The organism is Arthrobacter sp. NtRootA1 (genome assembly GCF_019976975.1).
Taxonomy (GTDB): domain Bacteria; phylum Actinomycetota; class Actinomycetes; order Actinomycetales; family Micrococcaceae; genus Arthrobacter; species Arthrobacter aromaticivorans.
Window position 1 is genome coordinate 2,289,337 of record NZ_AP024630.1, and the last position, 20,415, is coordinate 2,309,751.

The window sequence follows — 20,415 nt, forward strand, 5'->3', positions numbered from 1 at the left end:
CTGCAGTAGGAATGTCGTGGTTATCGGACGGCGATTGGGTTGACCGGCGATCCGACGGCGCCGGTGATGGGCAGTGGTGCGGCGGTGAGGAGGAAGTCGTACCTGCCGTCTGCCCCGCATGCCTCGGCCAGTGCGTCCGGGTCCCACATTTCGCCGAGGAACAGGCCGAGGTTGGGGATGGCGATCTGGTGGAGGGGCTGGAAGGCGGCATCGAATTCGTTGGGCCGGACCTCGAATCCCCAGGTGTCGGTGGCGATGCCGGCGATTTCGCTGCGGTGCAGCCACGGCGCGGTGCTGAACGACAGTCCCGGGGCGGCTCCGCCGGCGTAGTCGCCCCATCCGTCGCGGCGGACCCGGCTGTATTGGCCGGTGCGGATCACCACGATGTCGCCGCGCCGCACTTCGGAACTCGGACCTTGGATCTCGATGGTCCGTTGCAGGTGTTCCGGGGTGATGGCGAACCCGTCGGGAAGTTCGCCGTCGTTCCTTCCCAGTTCGGGTCCGAGCGCCCGGCCGACGTCGAGCAGGACGCCGCGGGTGACGATTTTGGCAGCGGCGGTTTCGATGCCGGTGACCAGGTCGCCCTCGGAGGTGACCACGTCCCCGGCGGCGCGGCCGTTCCATGCCTTGCCCTGGTCGAAGATGTGGCCCAGGCCGTCCCACTGGGTGGAGCACTGCAGCGGCATGGCGATCACGTCGTCTGCGCCGCCGAAGCCGTGCGGGAAGCCCTGGTTGCCGCGTTCGGCATCGACGCCGGTGTCCGTCATGGTGTGGACGGGGTTGGTGCGGCGACGCCAGCCCTTCTGCGGGCCGTTGGTGTCGAACGGCTGGGATAGCGAGAACGCCTCGCCGGTCTTTACCAGTGCTGCGGCTTCGATGCGCTTGCCGGCGTCGATGAAGTTCAGGGTGCCTAGGACGTCGTCCTGGCCCCAGCGGCCCCAGTTGTTGTGGGCCTGCGCCATGGCCCGGATGCTGCCGAGCGGATCGTCACGCCGGATGACCGGGGAATCAGTTGATTCCCCGGTTCCGGTGATACGTGCTGTGTCCTGTGTGGTCACGACTTGCTGCTTTCGATGGTTTCGTCTTTGCAGTGGATGAGCTGGGTGCCCAGCCCGGTGATGGTGCCTTCCATCACGTCCCCGTCCTGGAGGAGCCGGCCCCAGTGCTGGCCGTTGCCGGCGGGGCTGCCCGTGAGCACCAGGTCGCCCGGGCGCAGCGGCATGATCTGGGAGGCTTCGCTGACCAGCTTGGCGACGCCGAAGATCATGTCCTGCGTGGATTCGTCCTGCATGGCTTTACCGTTCAGCTTCAGGATGACCTGGACGTCCTGCGGGTCGCCAAAGAACTTGGCGGGAACCAGCAGTGGGCCCGTAGGCAGGAAGCCCGGGGCGTTCTTGGCGCGGTACCAGTCCGAGCCGATTGCTGGCATGTCTTTACGGAAGACGTACTCGCGGGTGGTGATGTCGTTGACCATCGTGTAGCCGAAGACGTGCTCAAGCGCTTCTTCGGGGGTAACCCGGAACGCTGTCTTCCCGATCACTGCTGCCAGTTCCAGCTCCCAGTCGTGGCTGTTGGAGTAGGCCGGCAGGGTGAGGTCGTCGGTCGCGGATGCAATCGCGGTCGGCAGTCCGATGAAGAAGTACGGCGTGCCCTGGCCGGCGCGCTTGTCCATCATCGCGGCGGTTTTGACGCGGACTTCCTCCTCGACCTGGCCGGGCTCGCGGTGCGCGGCGGCGAGGTCGATGACGTGTTTGCGGTAGTTGGCGCCGGTCTGCAGGACCTGGGCCGGTTCCACAGGGGCGAGGATCTCGACGGCGGCACGAGGCAGGCCGGTATCCGCGTCTGCGGAGGCGGCGAGTGCGTCCAACTGGACTTCGGTGGTGTCCCAATGCTCGATCAGCGAATTGATGTCCCCGTCCAGCGGCAGGACCCGGTCATTGATCAGCAGGCCCGCGCGCGCCTTGCTGTCGCCCGGCTCCTGGAACCGGACCAGCGCATACGTTGCTTCAGCCATCACGCCTTAGCCCCGGCCCTGCTTGGCGTACGGGTTCAGCAGGGCTTCCTTCATTTCGGGGGAGGCGCCTTCTTCGGTGGCGGTGAAGCCTTCGGCCGGTGGGAAGGATTCGGTCATGGAGTGCGGCATGGCGCCGTTCTTGTAGAAGTTGTTGGAACCGAGCGAGGGCTTCCAGGTGTTGGCTTGCCAGTCCGGGACGTAGTTGCGGTAGCCGCCGGAGTTGAGCTCCACCCGCAGGCCGGAGGGGTCGCGGAAGTACAGGAAGTTCTGCTCGCCCACGCCGTGGATGGAGGGGCCGTATTCCATCGGGGTCCCGTTTTCCATCATGACGTCGGCGGTGCGGAGCAGGTCCTCGGTGGCATCAACCCAGAAGGCGATGTGGTTGACGCGGCCGGCGCGGCTGGATGTGTCCAGGACCACGCCAAGGTCATGCGACTTTTCATTGGTGGTCAGCACGGAGAAGACGGTGATGGGAGCCTCGTCCAGGTCCACGAAGGCCATGACGCGGAAACCGAGGGCCTCGTTGTACCACTTGGCGAAGCCGCGGACATCAGAGGATGCCACGGTGACGTGGTCCAGGAAGCGTGGTGCTGCGGCGTGGCTGCTGCGGCGCTCCGGCCGGTCCGGGTAGGTGGACTCGAAGCCGGGCTCCGCCACGAACTTTTCCACGTCGTAGAAGAGGCGCATGTGGTGGCCGTAGGGGCCGGTGAACTCGTAGGCCTTGCCGTAGCCGTGGCCGCCGGCGCTCCACGTGCCCTGCACACCGGTGGCTTCGATGCGCTCGGCAGCAGCTTCCAGGGCCGCCTGGGAGTTGGTGCGCCAGGCCATGCGGCCCAGGGACGCTTCCGGGCCCTCGGTGATCACGAGGCTGTAGCGGTAATAATCGCCCCAGCAGCGCAGGTAGACGTTGCCGTCCACGCGGTCAATGATGCGCATGCCGAACTTTTCCTCATAGAACTTGGCCGAGGCCTCGACGTCCGGGCTGGTGATCTCGAGGTGGGCAAGATGGGAGAGTGGAGTTTCCACGTGGTCACTTCCTTCTGGAGCAGAATTCGATCCCGGAGTGCCGGGGACATCACCACTATGGAGGCGTATTGGTATTTGTCATAGACCGATTTCCGAATGCCAAATATCGGCAAATTATATGGTTTGAAGTCGGTAGCATAGGTCACCATCATCTTGGGCTGTCTGTCCAACTTCACTTGATAGTAAAAGGAACCTCATGAATGACCTGCCGAAGGCTGCGCTGGCCAAAGATCCCACACCTGGGGCGCCCACCGAGAAAGATGCCAGAGGTGAAGCGGCCCAAATGTCCGGTTCCTGTTGCTCTGGTGGTGGCAGAGACCACCAGCTGGGGAGAGTGGAGATCGGCCTCGGAACCGGCGGACACCCATCTTCCGGTGTGATCCATGACGACGTGCTTATACCCGGGGGTGTTTTCTCGATGGGCGACGCCTTCAACGAAGGCTATGCCGCCAACGGCGAAACGCCGGTCCATGAGGTCAGCATTGACACTTTCCGCATGGACAGAACCGCCGTAACCAACGAGATGTACAGCAAGTTTGTGGATGCGACAGGCCACACGACGGAGGCTGAGCTCTACGGAAACTCCGCGGTGTTCCATTTGCTTCTTGCGGCACCTCCCCAGCATGTTTTGGGACAGGCCTCCGGAGCGCCTTGGTGGCTTAGCGTGCAGGGAGCTCATTGGCGAAACCCCGGAGGAGCCAACTCGCACTGGTCCGACTTTCCTGACCACCCCGTGGTGCACGTTTCCCACAGCGACGCCCTGGCCTATTGCGAGTGGGCGGGGCGCCGCCTGCCTACAGAAGCGGAATGGGAGTATGCCGCTCGCGGAGGGCTTTCGGGAATGCGCTATGCCTGGGGTGACGACCTCTATGGTCCCCAGGGTGAGCACCTCTGCAACATTTGGCAGGGTACTTTTCCAGAGGCCAATTCAGCTGATGACGGATATGTCGGGACAGCGCCCGTCCGGACCTTTCCACCTAATGGTTACGGGCTATACGAGGTGGCCGGCAATGTTTGGGAATGGTGCTCGGACTGGTACCTGCCCCGGTACTACCGCAACTCGCCCAGAGAGAATCCACAGGGGCCGACCATCGGAGCGGGGCGCGTCATGCGGGGCGGTTCATACCTCTGCCACCACTCCTACTGCAACCGCTACCGGGTTGCAGCGAGGACCTCGAACACCCCTGATTCATCAAGTGGAAACTGCGGGTTCCGCACCGTCGCGGAGATGAAACGGTCACCCCATCCAAGCTGATCGGTTTCAATTCCCAACATATACAGTTCCCTAATAGTTTGTATCTGAAGATGAGACTTTCTCAGATACATGAGGTGCATCACGCTAGTAGTTGAATCAACTCAGAACTGCATCCGGAACGCCTAGGGAATCAACGAGGACCCCTCCTTCACGCCCTGTCTTTTCTGGTGCTCGACGCATGAGAAAGGACTGACGGAATGGCCAAGCCTAGTTTCATCGTCATCCATACTGACCAGCACCGGGCTGACTGCTTGGGCATCGAAGGTAAGCGGCGGGTATTCACCCCGAACCTGGATTACCTTGCCGTCAGCGGGGCCAGGTTTTCAGCAGCCTATTCCACTTGTCCCGTATGTATCCCGCAACGCCTGACGTTCCTGACGGGTCAGCTTGCCTCCACTCACGGCGTTCAAGGCAACATTGGAATTCCGTACTTGCCGATGCAGAACTCTCTGCCTCACGTCTTGCGCAACGGCGGCTATCAGACGGCGCTCGTGGGGCGGACCTTTCATACTGTTCCTTCAGATGATCCGAATGGGTTCGAGTACTACGTCCCCGGTGACCCGAGTTCGGAGTTGAAGGAAACTAAGGACCACTTTTTCCAGTTTCTTCGGAAGAATGCCCCCGGCCATGCAGGCGGCTACTACGGCAATGGGACGGGCAATAATTCCCTCATCGCGGCGCCTTTCCACATGGACAACGCGTTCCATCACACCCAGTGGACCACCGAGGAGGCTCTGAAATTCCTGGGCGCCCGGGATGCAGGGCGTCCCTTCTTCCTTTCTGTCGGCTACTACGCGCCGCACGGTCCGCTCAATCCTCCTGAAGAGTTCTTCAACCGGTACTACAACAGCAGCGACGTCGATCAGCCAGCCGTTGGCGACTGGGACATCCCGCCGGTCGCGAACTGGAATCCTGACAGGACCGGCTACGTCAAGCTTGACGGGGAGCTTCTCAAATCCGTTCAGGCAGGCTACTACGGCAACATCACTTTCGCCGACTTCCAGATCGGGCGTATTCTGTCCGCCGCGGCCCGCCTCCCCAATACCTATATCATCTTTACGTCAGACCATGGCGAGAACCTGGGTGATCATTACCTGTACCACAAGTCACGGCCATACCAAGGGGCGGCTCACATCCCGTTCCTGATTTCGGGCCCGGCCATCTCTCCACTTCAAGTTCGGGATGAACCAATCGGGTGGCACGACATTCTGCCCACCGTGCTTGAGCTGGCTGGATTGCCGTGCCCCGAAGGCGTAGACGGGGAGAGCATCGTCTCGCTGGTGAGTGGAAGCGGCGAGAACGCCTGGAGGGAGTATCTCCATAGTGAGAATTCCCTCAGGGGAGCGCACGCTGGTATGTACCCCGCACTTCCTGGCCAGCAGGTAGAGGGCAATTTGGTCTACGAACCCAGTTGGCATTCCTTGACGGACGGTAAGTGGAAGTACATCTGGTTCGACAGTTCGGGTGCGGAACAGCTCTTCAATTTGGCCGACGATCCTGATGAACTCGTTGACCTTGCAGCCAAGGACGGATACTCCGAAAACCTGATCGCCTGGCGGCGTCTACTGGCAAAGACACTGGAGGGACGCCCGGAAGGCTTCACTGCAAATGGGGAAGACCTCATTGCCGGGCGGCCCCATGCACAGCTATCGGAATCTGCCGAAAAACTGATGCAGGAACGCATCAGCCAGGGCTTCGATATCGCATACAAGCACTACAACAAGCCCCGCCGCCCTTAAGACGGCCAGCAGAACACACCTGCGCGCCGCCCCACGAGTGCGCTCGCCTTCAACTTAGTACCAGCGTGAGGATGAACATGAGCCCAACACAAAACAGCCCCTATCCTGTCCGAGGCTATGAGGGATTTGACGGAGTCGTCAATGAGCGCGCCTCGGAATCAATCCCCTCGTGGCCCAAGCAGCGCCGCGCCAAGCCAGATGCGCCGAATGTCATCTTGATGCTTCTGGATGATATGGGCTTTAGCGACATCTCGCCTTTTGGCGCGGAAATCGATACCCCGACCCTGGCGGAGATAGCGGCGGAGGGCTATCGGTTGAACAACTATCAGACTCCGCCGATGTGCGCTCCAGCGAGGGCCGCGATCCTGACGGGACTGAATCCCCACCGCGCCGGATTTGCCTTCGTGCCGCACATGGATCCGGGATTTCCAAATACCGCAATGGAGTTGCCGGAAGACGCACCCACGCTGGCGGAAAACTTCCGCGCCGGCGGATATGCGACGTTCATGGTGGGCAAATGGCACCTGACGGTCGAATCCAGAATGCACGACGGGGCGCCCAAAGACAGCTGGCCCATCCAGCGGGGCTTCGACCGGTACTACGGGTGCATGGATGGCTTCACTTCTCTTTTCCACCCACACCGCTTGGTGCAGGACAACTCACAGGTGGTGGTGGATGACTACCCTGAGGACTTCTACCTCACAGATGACCTGACAGACCGCGCCCTCGGAATGCTCAAAGCATTGCGGGCGTCTGACCCGATTAAACCTTTCTTCCTCTACTTCTCGCACCAGGCAGTCCACGCGCCCCTTCAGGCTAAAGCCGCAGACATCGAGAAATACCGAGGCCGGTACGAGTCCGGCTGGGATCACATCCGATCCGAACGGTTCGCCCGCCAAATCAGCAGCGGATTGTTCCCCGAGGGTACTCGGTGTGCACCCCGCAATACAGAACCAGGCATGGAAGTTGTGCCCTGGGAGTCTCTGAGCCATGAACAAAAGGACCTGTTCGCACGGTACATGGAGGTATACGCCGCCATGATCGACAATGTGGACCAGAACCTCAAGAGGATAACGGACCACCTCAAGGAAACCGGCGAGTACGAGAATACAATCGTGGTTTTCACCTCCGACAACGGGGGAGCGGCCGGCGGAGGCATTGGTGGCACCCGCAGCTACTTCAGTGGATTCGGTGCCCGCAATCCGGCAATGCCGCCGGAATGGACAAACGATGTTCCCCGGGACCCCGAGCTCATCGGCGGCCCGCAGGCATACGTGCACTACCCCCACGGCTGGGCTTATGCCTCCAATACCCCCTTCCGACTGTATAAATCGCATACTTACGCGGGTGGAGTCCGTGTCCCGATGCTGCTGTCATGGCCGGCCGGGCTTCCGCGAACAGCAAGCGATGACGGCCTTCGCACGCAGTACGCATATGCGACAGACCTGGGAGCAACATTGATGAAGCTCGCAGGGATAGAACCACTGACCGATTGCAAGGGACGCCCGGCCCTTGAAACCGACGGACTCTCCTTTGCTGAATGGTTGCGGAACCCGGTCCTGCCCACGCGCCACACGGAACAATATGTTGAGTTGGGCGGACGCAGATCCTTCATGGACGGACGATGGAAAGCAATTGAACCGCACCCCAACGGAGCCGTCGGGGGAGAGGACGCATGGGAGCTTTACGATGTCGAGGCGGATCCAACCGAACTCCACGACTTGGCGTCTGACTACCCGGAGCGGGTGCGTCAATTGGCCGAGGGCTGGAAAGCTGCCGCCTGGTATAACCAAGTATTTCCGCTCAACGATGACCACTCAATGATGCGTAACCGTCCCTCCACCGAGCTTTTTTTCGAAGAACCGGTGACACTCTACCCCGGCACGCCAACGCTGGAACGCTACCGCTCCAACAAGCTCATTCGGATGCGTTCCTTCAGCATCAATATCCGACTGGACCACCGTGATGGCAAAGAGGGCGTACTTGTTGCCCACGGCGACCAGGGTGGCGGCTACTGCCTGTACGTCGAAGCGGAGGCGCTGCACGTGTCGTACAACCAGTACGGCGAGATGAAGCGGACGTCTCTGGCGATTTCCGAGGGCCAGCAGGATATTCAGATGCAATTCCAGACGACACCGGACTTCAAGTGGGAGATCGACGTCAAGGTCGCGGGCCAACAGGTCCGACTCGGCCCGGTTCTCCAGCTCACCGGCGGTATGTGTCCCTTTACCGGCATTAGCGTCGGCCTTGACCGCGGCGGCCCCGTGGACTGGGAACTACACCAAAGGCACGGCTCATTCCCCTATAACGGGCTGCTCTCATCGGTCCGCTACACGCCGGGAGCCAAAGCGGCCTACAACCGGGAGCAAATCATCGACCTTGAGCAGGAACTTGCGAAAGTCTACGACTGAGCCCGTGGACGTGCTGTTCTAACCCTTCAGAAATAGAGAGACGTCATGGAAAAGCCCAACGTACTGTGGATCTCCACGCACGACATCAACCCTGACCTTGGTTGTTATGCGGGGGTGTGGCCTGGTGCCGAGTTCTCCATCACACCCAACCTTGACAGGCTGTCAAGTGAAGGAGCCCGCTTTGATCAGGCGTTTGCTGCCGCCCCTGTGTGCGCACCGGCCCGGTCCGCGATCATAACCGGCTGCTACCCGACATCCATTGGGACCATGCACATGCGTACAAGGGCAGTACCGCCACCGGAAGTGCGCCTGCTGCCGGAGTACTTCCGGCAAGCCGGGTACTACTGCACCAACAACTGGTACGCCGACTTCCAGGTGGACGTCCCCAACACAGTGTTTGACGATTGTTCCCCTACAGCCCACTGGCGGAACAGGCCGGAACCAGGGACACCGTTCTTTGCTGCCTTCCAAGGCATGACGACGCATGAGTCCCAAATTCACCTGGACGAGGAAGCCTTCGCCAGGGCCACCCCGAACGTTAGGGACGACCAGCGCCACCACCCGGTAGAAGCTCCGCTGCCCCCGTACTACCCGGACACGGAAGTGTTCCGCTCAGCGTGGTCCCGGTATTTGGACCTCATCACCGAGATGGACCACTGGGTCGGCGGCATCCTTGACCAATTGGAGGAAGACGGCCTCGCCGACAACACGATCGTGGTGTTCTGGAGCGACCATGGCCGGGGCATGCCCCGGGCAAAACGATGGGCCACGGAAGCAGGCCTCCGCGAACCCCTTATCGTCCGGTGGCCCGGGAAAATCGCCCCGGCCACTGTGGTTACAGACGTGGTGCAAACCCTCGATCTTGCTCCAACCATGCTCACAGCGTGCGGCCTTCCGGTGCCTGGACACATGCAGGGGGTGCCGTTTCTTTCCTCGAACGGGGGGATTGTTCAGGGAACCAATGAGTACGCGTTCGGAGGCCGGGACCGCATGGATGAGGCGGAAGACACCTCCCGGACAGTCCGGGACGCCAGATTCCGCTATATCCGCCACTTTCACCCGGACCGTGCAGCTCTTCCGTATACGAGCTACCCGGATCAGCTGGCGACCTGGGCCGAACTGCGCAACCTGGCGAAGCAAGAGGCCGGCCAGGTGGGACGCGGCGAGCCGCGCAGTCACTTCACCGACCTGCAACGCACGCTCGTAGCATCGAGTAAGCCGGAGGAGGAGCTGTATGACATCTCGGCTGACCCGCATGAAACCTGCGACCTCGCGAGGAACCCGAACTACACGTCAACAGTGGAGCGCATGCGGAGCGCTCTACAGGACTGGCAGGACCGCTACGGAGACCTCGGTCTGATAAACGAAGACACCCTCATCGATATGTGGCGCCCGGGGGGCGTGCGGCAAACTACCGCCGCGCCTCTAGTCACCGATACTCCTCACGGCTTCGAAGCGACGTGTGAAACCCCGGGAGCGTCCATTGGTTGGACCACAGTCGGGCCGGGAGCCACCGGACGGACCCTTGGAATGCTTGAACGCCTTGGCGGGTCGCCAGAGGACGACGGCCGGGGTTGGCAGCTATACACAGGCCCGGTGGAATCCGCCGGCAGATCAGTATGGTTTAGGGCTTGGAGGCTTGGATTCGAACCGAGCCGCGATGTTTGCTTTGGCGAGGACCTCCAGCTTGTTGTCAACAACGAACGGTCGGGCCCGTGACGCTACAGCGAATGCATCATGGCTTCGTTTTCCACTGGCTTCTAGGATGACATGGCAAGGGGAACTGTGAAGGGTATCGATCTTAATCTGGTCCCGCTGTTGCAGGTGCTGCTCGAAGTCCGCAACGTCTCGCGCGCGGCCGAGCAGCTGCAAATCAGCCAGCCCGCGGCCAGCACTGGCCTGGCACGCCTGCGCCGGCATTTTGATGACGAACTGCTGCTGCGCGTCGGCAGGAAATACGAGCTGACGCCTTTCGCGCAGTCGCTGGTCCCGCTGGTGGACGAAACGATGCACCGAATCCACCGCATGTCCGGGGCGCGGTCCGGGTTCGACCCCTCAACCACCGGCCGGTCTTTCGTCGTCGCCGCGTCAGACTACGCTGCAACCCTGCTGGTGGGACCGCTGCGGCGGATCCTGCAGGACGAAGCGCCGGGTGTTGCGGTAGAGTTCGTACCCACCAGTTCCATCAGCGGAGAAGTGTCTGAATTTTCCCGAATGGATCTGCTCATCGCACCCGCTGGGTACGGTATGCCCGGCTTGAGCAGGCAATTGTTCCGGGATAGCTTTGTCGCGATCGTTGCAGCAGACAACCCCATCCTCCGACAGAGCAGCCTCACCTTGGAACGTTTTGCCAGCCTGCCGCACGCCGTCGGATTCTTCGGTGAGGGCATTCGCACCCCGGCAGACAAACTCTTCGAACAGGCCGGTCTCAAGCGCAATGTCGCGGCTGTCGCCAACGGTTTCCTCGCCCTGCCCCTGCTCGTCGAAGGAACAGACCTTGTTGCTACCGTTCCACGAATGCTGGCGGCCCGTGCCCAGCAGACCGGTGCCATAGCCATTCTTGAACTGCCCCTGGACCTGGAAGCGTACCTGGTCGAGGCCATGTTCTGGCACCCCACCCAAACGGACGACCCCGCCAGCACCTGGCTGCGTTCGGTGGTCAGACGTTCCAGCACCCAACTGCAGGAACTCTTCCAGCCCAAAAGCCACCGGCTGACCGTCACGGCCCCCTCGCCAGGCCTGACAGCGCGGTCTACGGAATCGGCTCAAACAAAAAGGTAGAACATGTTAAAACCGCAGAACAGCCCGACCCGGGAACTTATCAACCTTGATGGCCTGTACAGCTTCAAGGTCGACTTCGAACGATCCGGCCTAACAGAGAAATGGCAAAACGCGCGGCTGCAGACGGACCTGGAAGCCGGCGTTCCCTCCAGCTACAACGACCTGTTTGCGGATAAGGCCATCCGGGACCATGTCGGCTACGTTTGGTACCAGCGCGAAGTACGGGTGCCGCGTGGGTGGGCAGGGGAAAGGATTCACCTGCGCTTGGACTCGGCCACCCACGAAGGCAAAGTCTTTGTGGACGAAACCAAGGTAGCTGAGCACCAGGGCGGGTATACCCCGTTCTCTGCGGACATCACAGACCATGTCACCCCGGGCAGTACATTCCGGTTAACGATCGCGGTGAACAATGAGCTCACCCAGGCCTCGATCCCGCCCGGAGTCATTACCATGACCAAGGACGGGCGCCGGCAGCAGCAGTACATGCATGATTTTTACAACTATGCAGGTCTCCACCGAAGCGTCTGGCTGTACAGCACGCCGAAGATTCGGGTCGAGGACGTAACCGTGACAACCAGCTTCACAGGGAGCCTCGGCTCAGTCAGTTACAGCATTGAACTCGCCGGAGCAGGAGGCAAAGAAACTGTCTCCGCCCGAGTGCTGGATGCGGAAGGCCGCGAGGTGGCTAACACTGAGGGCCGCGAAGGGCGCCTCGACATTGCGGATGTACAACTCTGGCAACCAGGCAAAGGCTACCTCTACACGCTTGTAGCCGAAGTGTATGAGGACGGACAGCTCATCGACGCATACGAGCAATCCTTCGGCGTGCGTACAGTTGAGGTCCGCGGCAAGCAATTCCTCATCAATGGAGAGCCGTTCTACTTCAAGGGCTTCGGCATGCACGAAGACCATGTGGGCATTGGCAAGGGACACAGCCAGGCACAGATGGTGAATGACTTTCAGCTGCTGGGGTGGACGGGCGCCAACTCCTTCCGAACCACCCACTACCCCTACGCTGAAGAGGTCATGGACTACGCAGACCGTCACGGCATTGTGGTGATTGACGAGACCGGCGCGGTGGGCCTCAACACCGTCTTCGGATTTGGCAGCGGCCCCAAATCCACGTACTCCGACGACTACGTCAACGACGACACTGCCGCAAGCCATCGGCAGGCCATTTCAGAACTTGTCGCACGGGACAAAAACCATCCCTCCGTAGTTATGTGGTGCATCGCAAACGAGCCGAATGCCTCTGATGAGGGCGCGCGACCCTACTTCGAGCCACTGGCGGCCCTGGCCCGGAAGCTCGATGCAACCCGCCCCGTAGGTTACGTGAACGTGGGCTTCGATACACCGGACAAGGACACCCTTACGGATCTTTTCGACGTCGTCATGATCAACCGGTACTACGGCTGGTACCACCACCACGGTGATCTCCCCAGTGCGGAGGCTGCGCTGGAAAAGGAGCTCCTGGAATGGGAATCGAAACACGGTAAACCAATCATCATCACCGAATATGGCGCAGATACAATTACTGGGCTCCACTCGATATATGAAACGCCATGGAGCGAGGAATTCCAGGCAGCCTTCCTGGATATGTACCACAGGGTCTTCGACAGAATCGAAGCCGTAGTGGGCGAACATGTCTGGAACTTCGCAGATTTTCAGACGGCTATTGGTGTAATCCGCGTCGACGGTAACAAGAAGGGTGTCTTTACGCGGGACCGTCGGCCAAAAGCCGCGGCTCACATTCTTAGGAAGCGGTGGTCCCGCAACTAGTGGTGATTGCGGCGCGTGGGCCCGTCCGTTAGCCACCGTTCTGAAATAGTTCGGGAAGTTGAGCAGCGGACCGCTGTACTACAGAACGCAGCCATGTGTTGGCAGGATCGTCAGTCTGCGCCGGGTGCCAGAACATGGATTCAACTAGGTACACCTCATCCTCCAGGGGCAGTTTCAGCGTCCGAATGCCGACGTGCTGCGCTTTGGTAGCAAGCATCTGGGGAACGAGCGCTATCAGGTCGGTGCCCTCGATAATCAGGGGCAGCGAGTTGAAGCCGGCCGCGGATGCAACGAGGTTTCGTTTTAAACCATGCTGGTCGAACAACAGGTCTGCGGGGGTACGTATGCCCTCTCCGATGCGCCCGACGACGTGAGGCAAGCTGGCCAATTCTGCCAATGTGAGGACTTCGTTCGCCACCGGGTTATCGGCAGAAACCATGGCAACGAAGCTGTCCCTGAACAGATGTCGACTGGACCCGGGCATGCCATAATCCGCAGGAGCCACAAGCAGATCAAATCTGGAGAATTGGGCCAGTTCCGGAGTGATGGAGCCGAGGGGTACGAATTCAATCGATACATGCGGTGCCTCCTCCCGGAGAATCCGTCGGATTGGACCGATCAGGAGCGTAGATGAGTAACCAGAGGCAACGATTCTAAAGGCCCGTTCGGTGGATGTTGGATCAAAACGTGACCGGGCCCCGGACATCAGCCGGATCTGCTGCATCGTCTCGTCCACGAGAGGAACCAGCGACCGTGCGAAAGGCGTCAGCTCGTATTTCCTGCCGACGCGCAGCAGGAGTTCGTCATCAAAATGCCGGCGCAGGCGTGCCAGGCCGGTGCTGGCCGCGGGCTGGCTGATTTGCAGCTGCTCGGCCGCACGCGAGACGTTGCGGACCTCGAGCAGCACCTGCAGCAGTGGCACCAGATTAAGGTCGATACCCTTCAATGCTTGACTGTCCTTCCTGCGTCATGTGTCACCCGGGACTGGCAACGGCGAGCACGCCTTCGGTTGTCACCACACCGCCCCGCCACCAAAGCAGGCTGACTTCCGTAAAATTACTATAGGTAATAGTACCTATCCTGAATTTGCCCTTTCGGGGATACATGAGCTGCCTCACAGTAGTTAGTGAAAGTGATCTACGGTGGCATGGCCGCGAGCAAGGACCTGCAAAAAGAGTCTTTCCGAGGCGGCGAGCTGAGAATCACCTGCACCATCTAGACAACTGTTTGCCACAGGGGCAAATCACGGCAGTTCAATGAGGAAGGCCAATAATGAAGGCAAGAAGGCGTGGATCGGTCCTTGCGGCCCTTGCACTGACTACCGCCTTGCTGACCGCTTGCGGAAGCAGCGCCGGCAGCACTGGTACGGGAAATACGCAGGTTCCCGGCGGGGACCTCAAAGGCGAGAACATCAGGATCGCCATGATTAACGACATCCCGTCCTGGGATCCCGGCCAGGCAGGAACTGCCAACCAGCTGGAATTGGCACGGGGAATTTACGACACCCTCATCGGCGTCGACACCGAGGGCAAGCTCGTCCCGGCGCTGGCGACTGAATGGCGTTACACCGACGACAGCCGCAAGGTGCTGGAACTGAAGCTTCGTGACGACGTGACCTTCAGTGACGGAGCAAAATTCAACGCAGAGGCCGCCAAGGCGAACCTGGACCACTTCCGTGAGAGCAACGGACCACAGGTCAACCAGGTTGACGGCGTTACGGGCACCGAGGTCGTCGATGAGAAGACCATCAGAATCAAGTTGGATACCCCGAATCCTGCCCTTGAGATCAACCTCAGCCAAGCAGCCGGGCTTCAGGCAAGCCCCGCGAGCCTCAAGGACGGCTCGGCCGAAACGAAGCCGGTCGGAAGCGGGCCTTACACCCTGGATCCAGGGTCCGTCCGCGGCAATCAGTACATACTCAAGGCCCGCGAGGGCTATTGGAAGCCGGAACTGCAGCACTGGAAGATGATGACGTTCCGCTTGCTCAGCGACCCAGCAGCGCGCTTGAACGCCCTGACCGCCAAGCAAGTAGACGTTGCCAACATCCAGCCTCCTCAGATCGCACAGGCCGAAAAGACCGGCACCAAAGTAACCGACTGGACATCCTCCGTTCAAGGCATGCTCCTGCTTGACCGAGAGGGGAAGGTGGCCCCGGAACTGAAGGACGTTCGCGTCCGACAGGCGATTAACTATGCCTTCGACCGTGAACTGATGCTCAAGGAAGCGGTCCTCGGGCGCGGAGAAGTTACCAGCCAGATGTTTGCCCCCGGTAGCTCCGCGTATGTCGAGGAACTCGATCACGCGTACCCACATGATGTTGCGAAAGCCAAGCAGTTGATGGCCGACGCCGGCTACGCCAACGGCTTCAAAGTGAAAATTGCCTTCGCCAAACCCTCCGAATTCGCGGCTCCCTTCATCGTCCAAGAACTCGGGGAGATCGGTATCACTGTCGAGCGCGTGTCCATCCCACCGCAGGATTTCCAGTCCTCAATCTCCGGCGGCCAGTACGCAATGCCATGGTCGGTAATCAGCCAAGGCCCCACCTGGACCATGGTGCAGCGGGTCGTGTCCCCGGAGGCGCCCTACAATGCTTTCAAGACCCAGACTCCGGAGCTTAACAAGCTCCTTGAGGAAACCCGTAACGCAGGCGATGCAGAGAACGCGGGACAGGAACTGAACCGCTACCTGGTGGACAACGCCTGGTTTGCTCCCTGGTACCGGGTGGGTCAGCCCCTTGCCTACAACCCGCAAGTAGTAAGTAGTGTGCTGAAGCAGGCATTCCAGAACGCCCCATCCATTTACAGCTACCTGCCCGCAAAGAAATAACCATCTGTCGGGGAGGGGCGATTTCGCCCCGCCCCGACAGTACCCCAACGGAAGGAGGGCGGCCGATGTTCGCCTTCATTACCCGGCGACTCGTGTCGAGCCTCGTAACACTGGTCGTCGTCTGTTGCCTCACGTACATCCTCCTGTTCTTTTCAGGCGGCACAGTCGCACAGAACATTCTGGGCGCGGACGCCACCCCAGAACAGATCCACGCCAAAGAAGCCCAACTGGGTTTGGACCGACCATTGCTGATCCGTTTAGGGTTATGGTGGACCGGCGCCCTGACAGGCAACTTCGGAAAATCCTGGTACAACGGTGAACCGGTCTTTGAAGCAATCCTCAACCGTTTGCCCATCACACTGACCATGGTCATTGCCGCCACCGTACTAACCGTGTTCGTGTCTGTCGTGTTGGCCGTGGCTTCGTCCGTCCGCCGCGGCTGGATAGACCGGGCAATCCAAGTACTCGGCGTCATCGGAACAGCATTGCCCAACTTCCTGATAGGGCTCTTCCTGGTCACCTTCTTCGCCATCCAACTCGGCTGGTTCCCCGCGATCAGCACCATCTATCCCGGCGGTGGACTCTCCCCATGGATTGCAAGCCTCACCTTGCCAGTCATCGCGCTCACCATCGGCTCCGTAACGGCCATGACTCAACAGTTGCGCAGCGCCATCATCCAGCAGCTCGAATTGGATTATGTCCGGACACTCCGAAGCAGGGGCATGCGCGAAAATGTGATCCTGTACCGGCACGTTCTGCGCAACGCAGCCCCACCATCACTGACCCTGCTTGGCCTTCACTTTGTAGGCATGCTGGGCGGCGTGGTCATCATTGAACAAATGTTTGCGCTGCCCGGAATGGGAACCCTTGCTGTGTCAGCAACGTCCACCGGTGATACCCCCCTGGTCATGGGCGTCGTCGTCTACACCATCCTCCTCGTCATCATCGTCAATCTCATCGTCGACCTCGTAAACGGCTGGCTGAATCCCAAGGTGCGTGTGTCATGACAGAAGTCACCTCCCCAACTGCTGCACCACCGGCGCCTGCTGCACTAAGAAGTCACCCCTTGCGCCGACTGCTCCGCAACCCCTTTGCGCTCTACTCTATTGTCGTGCTGCTGGCTCTTGTGGCGGCGGCAACACTGGCGCCCCTGATCGCGCCCTTCCCGCCCGAATACGCAGACCTAGGCAACTCACTCGCCGCACCCGGCGGAGCGAATTTACTAGGAACGGACAGCGCCGGCCGCGACATTTTCAGCCGATTGCTGTGGGGCTCACAGACCACACTGCTCGGCGTGCTCATCGTGACCGCAATGGCCCTCCTGGTCGGTGTCCCTACCGGCCTGCTGGCAGGCTACTATGGACGATTCCTCGACGACGTAACCAGCTGGTTCGCCAATATCCTGATGGCACTGCCTGGCATCATCGTCCTCCTCACCGTACGCGCGGCCGTGGGCCCATCGCTGGTGATTGCCATGATCGCCCTGGGCATCATGGTGAGCCCTTCATATTTCCGACTAACACGTTCAACAGTCCAAGGCGTTCGGAACGAACTCTACGTCGATGCAGCCAGGGTTGCTGGACTCAGCAACGCACGGATCATGGCACGCCACGTACTCCTTGTTGTCCGGGCGCCGCTGATTATCCAAACGGCCAACGTGGGCGGTATCGCAATCTCGGTCCAGGCCGGGCTTGATTTCCTTGGTCTGGGGGACCCAAACACTGTCACTTGGGGCGGGATGGTGAGTGACGGCTTCGTCACCGTATACCAAACCCCGCTCGGCCTTCTTTGGCCGGCCCTCGCCATTGGTCTCGTAACCGCTGCCTTCGTCCTGTTGGGTAACGCTCTTCGCGACGCCCTGGAGGACGCAGAAAAGGTCAAAGGTAAGCGTCCGGTACGAACGGCCAAGGCTGCGGCACCGGATTCCAAGGACGACCGTGAGCACAAGAACGAAGGACAGGCCGCGCCGAAGCGACCGGAAGCAGCACATCTAATGGATGTCCGAAATCTAAGCATCGCCTATCCAACCGGTCCTTCTGACCTGAGGACCGTGGTCAAAGATGTCTCTTTCACCGTAGATCGCGGCGAAGTTGTAGGTCTCGTAGGTGAATCCGGTTCCGGCAAGAGTCAATCAGCCTTCACCGCGCTTGGGCTGCTTTCCGGTGCGGCCATCGTCACCGGCGGCTCCGTCTCCTTCGATGATCGCTGGTTGGTTAAACCCGGAGATGCGAAAATCCGGCAACAGCACTACAGCGGCATCCGCGGCAAGCGAATCGGCTACATCCCGCAAGAGCCCATGAGCAACCTCGACTCCGCATTCACCATCGGATTCCAGCTCACCAGCCCCATGCGTGAGGTCCTGGGCATCTCCAAGGACGAGGCCACAAAACGTGCCAAGGATCTACTTGCGAGCGTCGGAATTCCGGACCCTGACCGTACGATGCGCGCATACCCGCATGAAATATCCGGTGGCATGGCCCAGCGGGTTCTCATTGCTGGGGCCATCAGCTGCGAACCGGACCTGCTGGTTGCCGATGAACCCACTACAGCTCTCGACGTCACCGTCCAGGCTGAAGTTCTTGATGTCCTGCGCGATCTGCAGCAGCGTCTGGGGCTCGGTGTCCTACTGATCACCCACAACTTTGGAGTGGTGGCTGATCTCTGCGACCGGGTGGTGGTCATGCAGTCCGGCGCTGTGGTTGAACAGGGCCCCGTGCGGGACATCATTCGTCAGCCTACCCATGAGTACACCCAAAAGCTGTTGGGGTCCATGGTCAAAAACGCCGAGTCCCGCAAAACAGCCCGTCCAGCGCTAACGACGGAGGAACGATGAGCACGATGGCAGAAAACGGCCCGGACCGACTCCTTGAAGTCCAGGACTTGAAAGTACAGTTTCGTCCGAAGCGGAGGCTCGCCCGGCCGTTCCAGGTCCTCCACGGCGTTTCACTCCATCTCGGGTTCGGAGAGACCCTCGGACTTGTGGGGGAGTCCGGTTCCGGCAAGTCCACCATAGGCCGGGCGATCCTTGGGCTCGTACCCGCAGCAGGAGGACGCATCCACCTGGAGGGCCGTGACATCACCCACCTGAAGCAGCGTGAGCGGCGTGCCGTGAGCAAGGAACTGCAAGTCGTATTCCAAGATCCGTACAGCTCCTTGAACCCGGCAAGGACAATCGGTGACACGTTGTCCGAGCCATTGTTGGTTTCAGGTTTGTCTGGGCAGGACGCCCGCAAGAGGGTCGGCACCCTGCTCGACAGAGTCCACTTGCCCTCAGACGCAATGGACCGGCTGCCGCGGGAGTTCAGTGGCGGCCAGCGTCAAAGGATTGCCATCGCCAGGGCTCTGGCGCCCAAACCGAAGTTGATTATCTGCGACGAACCGGTCAGTGCACTGGATCTTACAACGCAGGCGCGCGTCCTTGATCTCTTCGCCGAAATCCAACAAGACACCGGCGTGGCCTACCTGTTCATTTCGCACGACCTCGACGTCGTGAGATATGTCAGTGATCGCGTTTCTGTGCTGTACCGGGGAAACATTGTGGAAGAGGGCGACGCCGAGCAGGTTACGGTCAATCCGCAACACCCGTACACACAACGACTCCTCCTCGCGTCACCTTTGTCCGACCCAGACGAGCAGGCAGAGCGTCGAGCGGCCTGGCATGCACTCAATGCCGTTGATGCTTCCTGGCGTCTTTAGAAGTCACATTTACAGACGCCGGCGATGATGGTCCGTACCCAAAAAGGAGAATCTTTGCTCTCCCGAGTTGTTCGCATAGTAGAGGCTTTTGGGCCCGGCGATACGGCGCTGAGCGTCACGGAGATAGCCCGCCGTTCCGGACTGCATGTAGCAACCGCCTCCAGGATTGTTGAGGAATTGACAAACTTCGGCTGGCTTCAGCGGCATGAAGACCGGCAAGTGCGGATAGGGGTCAAAATGTGGGAGGCCGTCTCAAGGGCCTCACCGACACTCAGGCTCCGGGAGGCGGCAATGCCGGTGATGGAGGACCTCCACACCATCGTTGGCCAGCACATTCAGTTGGGGGTAATGGAAGGCGATGACGTGCTCTTCGTCGAGCGCCTGACAGCCCCGCGCGCCGTAATCAATTACACGCGTGTGGCGGGCCGGCTTCCCTTGCATGCGTCGTCATCAGGATTGCTTCTGCTGGCATACGCCCCATCGGATCATCAGGAGAGAATCATCAGCGGCCCGCTCGAAGCGTTCACCGAACGCACAATCAGAACGCCATCACAGTTGAGGTCCGCGCTGGCGGAGGTACGACTGCAGGGTCATGCGCTGCTTGCGGGTCACATCCATGCTGACGTGACGGGAGTTGCCGTGCCCATCCGCGATCCTGGGGACAGGGTGGTGGCTGCGCTGGCGGTCATTGCACCCAACGATGACGTGGCGCGCTCCCGGGTCGCAGTCCTGCTAGCTGCGTCCAAGGCCATCTCCCGTGCGATGACATACCCGGCATCTCCTCCGTTCAAATGACCGTTCATTGACCCACATTCTCAATCATTGAGAAGACGGTGGTGATAGGTGCTTTGTGAACTAACACTAGGGGGAGGACAGGGCGAGCGAAGG

Annotated in this window: 15 protein-coding genes; 11 read left to right on the forward strand and 4 right to left on the reverse strand. The window is 60.4% G+C overall.

The genetic code is table 11. The features are described from left to right. Window positions 1-20: 20 nt before the first annotated feature. Genes LDN90_RS10320 through LDN90_RS10330 form a run of 3 tightly spaced genes read right to left on the reverse strand, consistent with a single transcriptional unit; the run spans window position 21 to window position 3,040 of the window. Window positions 21-1,058, reverse strand: coding sequence for a cyclase family protein (locus LDN90_RS10320; RefSeq protein ID WP_223948966.1), 1,038 nt, complete (start codon window positions 1,056-1,058; stop codon window positions 21-23). Next, window positions 1,055-2,014, reverse strand: coding sequence for a fumarylacetoacetate hydrolase family protein (locus LDN90_RS10325; RefSeq protein WP_223948967.1), 960 nt, complete (start codon window positions 2,012-2,014; stop codon window positions 1,055-1,057). The genes LDN90_RS10320 and LDN90_RS10325 overlap by 4 nt, the downstream gene beginning before the upstream one ends. Window positions 2,015-2,020: 6 nt before the next feature. Beyond that, entirely contained in the window at window positions 2,021-3,040 is a 1,020-nt protein-coding gene (locus tag LDN90_RS10330) for a VOC family protein (protein WP_223948968.1), read from the reverse strand. Between the two features lie 196 nt (window positions 3,041-3,236). Here LDN90_RS10330 and LDN90_RS10335 point away from each other — a divergent pair, with 196 nt between their 5' ends. The 6 genes from LDN90_RS10335 to uidA all read left to right on the forward strand — a co-directional run bounded on the left by LDN90_RS10335 (window position 3,237) and on the right by uidA (window position 13,005). Then, complete coding sequence (locus LDN90_RS10335) at window positions 3,237-4,295, forward strand: formylglycine-generating enzyme family protein (RefSeq protein WP_223948969.1); 1,059 nt, start codon at window positions 3,237-3,239, stop codon at window positions 4,293-4,295. 197 nt (window positions 4,296-4,492) lie between these two features. After that, window positions 4,493-6,034: a sulfatase-like hydrolase/transferase gene (locus LDN90_RS10340; protein WP_223948970.1), complete on the forward strand. Its 1,542-nt coding sequence runs from the start codon at window positions 4,493-4,495 to the stop codon at window positions 6,032-6,034. A gap of 77 nt (window positions 6,035-6,111) precedes the next feature. Next, window positions 6,112-8,445, forward strand: a complete 2,334-nt coding sequence (locus tag LDN90_RS10345; RefSeq protein WP_223948971.1) for an arylsulfatase — start codon at window positions 6,112-6,114, stop codon at window positions 8,443-8,445. Between the two features lie 45 nt (window positions 8,446-8,490). Beyond that, window positions 8,491-10,164, forward strand: a complete 1,674-nt coding sequence (locus LDN90_RS10350; RefSeq protein WP_223948972.1) for a sulfatase — start codon at window positions 8,491-8,493, stop codon at window positions 10,162-10,164. 51 nt (window positions 10,165-10,215) lie between these two features. Then, a complete protein-coding gene (locus LDN90_RS10355) occupies window positions 10,216-11,226 on the forward strand; it encodes a LysR family transcriptional regulator (RefSeq protein WP_223948973.1) in 1,011 nt (336 codons plus the stop codon). 3 nt (window positions 11,227-11,229) lie between these two features. Beyond that, entirely contained in the window at window positions 11,230-13,005 is a 1,776-nt protein-coding gene (uidA, locus tag LDN90_RS10360) for a beta-glucuronidase (protein ID WP_223948974.1), read from the forward strand. 28 nt (window positions 13,006-13,033) lie between these two features. On the opposite strand, the gene LDN90_RS10365 is transcribed toward uidA, so the two are convergent. Beyond that, entirely contained in the window at window positions 13,034-13,951 is a 918-nt protein-coding gene (locus LDN90_RS10365) for a LysR family transcriptional regulator (RefSeq protein WP_223948975.1), read from the reverse strand. Window positions 13,952-14,277: 326 nt separating this feature from the next. Here LDN90_RS10365 and LDN90_RS10370 point away from each other — a divergent pair, with 326 nt between their 5' ends. The 5 genes from LDN90_RS10370 (at window position 14,278) to LDN90_RS10390 (ending at window position 20,322) form a co-directional block, all read left to right on the forward strand. Next, entirely contained in the window at window positions 14,278-15,831 is a 1,554-nt protein-coding gene (locus LDN90_RS10370) for an ABC transporter substrate-binding protein (protein WP_223948976.1), read from the forward strand. A 65-nt stretch (window positions 15,832-15,896) separates the two neighbouring features. Then, window positions 15,897-16,838, forward strand: a complete 942-nt coding sequence (locus tag LDN90_RS10375) for an ABC transporter permease (protein WP_223948977.1) — start codon at window positions 15,897-15,899, stop codon at window positions 16,836-16,838. Then, entirely contained in the window at window positions 16,835-18,664 is a 1,830-nt protein-coding gene (locus LDN90_RS10380) for a dipeptide/oligopeptide/nickel ABC transporter permease/ATP-binding protein (RefSeq protein WP_223948978.1), read from the forward strand. The genes LDN90_RS10375 and LDN90_RS10380 overlap by 4 nt, the downstream gene beginning before the upstream one ends. 5 nt (window positions 18,665-18,669) lie before the next feature. Next, window positions 18,670-19,527, forward strand: coding sequence for an ATP-binding cassette domain-containing protein (locus tag LDN90_RS10385; RefSeq protein WP_223949275.1), 858 nt, complete (start codon window positions 18,670-18,672; stop codon window positions 19,525-19,527). 54 nt (window positions 19,528-19,581) lie between these two features. Continuing rightward, window positions 19,582-20,322: an IclR family transcriptional regulator gene (locus tag LDN90_RS10390; RefSeq protein ID WP_223948979.1), complete on the forward strand. Its 741-nt coding sequence runs from the start codon at window positions 19,582-19,584 to the stop codon at window positions 20,320-20,322. The last annotated feature ends 93 nt before the right edge of the window (window positions 20,323-20,415 follow it).

Excerpts from the sequence above, each read along its gene's own strand:
- LDN90_RS10370 (WP_223948976.1), top strand. The coding sequence starts at position 14,278 with ATGAAGGCAAGAAGGCGTGGATCGGTCCTTGCGGCCCTTGCACTGACT.
- LDN90_RS10385 (WP_223949275.1), top strand. The coding sequence starts at position 18,670 with ATGGCAGAAAACGGCCCGGACCGACTCCTTGAAGTCCAGGACTTGAAA.
- LDN90_RS10375 (WP_223948977.1), top strand. The coding sequence starts at position 15,897 with ATGTTCGCCTTCATTACCCGGCGACTCGTGTCGAGCCTCGTAACACTG.
- LDN90_RS10345 (WP_223948971.1), top strand. The coding sequence starts at position 6,112 with ATGAGCCCAACACAAAACAGCCCCTATCCTGTCCGAGGCTATGAGGGA.
- uidA (WP_223948974.1), top strand. The coding sequence starts at position 11,230 with ATGTTAAAACCGCAGAACAGCCCGACCCGGGAACTTATCAACCTTGAT.
- LDN90_RS10325 (WP_223948967.1), bottom strand. The coding sequence starts at position 2,014 with ATGGCTGAAGCAACGTATGCGCTGGTCCGGTTCCAGGAGCCGGGCGAC.
- LDN90_RS10380 (WP_223948978.1), top strand. The coding sequence starts at position 16,835 with ATGACAGAAGTCACCTCCCCAACTGCTGCACCACCGGCGCCTGCTGCA.
- LDN90_RS10340 (WP_223948970.1), top strand. The coding sequence starts at position 4,493 with ATGGCCAAGCCTAGTTTCATCGTCATCCATACTGACCAGCACCGGGCT.
- LDN90_RS10355 (WP_223948973.1), top strand. The coding sequence starts at position 10,216 with ATGGCAAGGGGAACTGTGAAGGGTATCGATCTTAATCTGGTCCCGCTG.
- LDN90_RS10335 (WP_223948969.1), top strand. The coding sequence starts at position 3,237 with ATGAATGACCTGCCGAAGGCTGCGCTGGCCAAAGATCCCACACCTGGG.
- LDN90_RS10350 (WP_223948972.1), top strand. The coding sequence starts at position 8,491 with ATGGAAAAGCCCAACGTACTGTGGATCTCCACGCACGACATCAACCCT.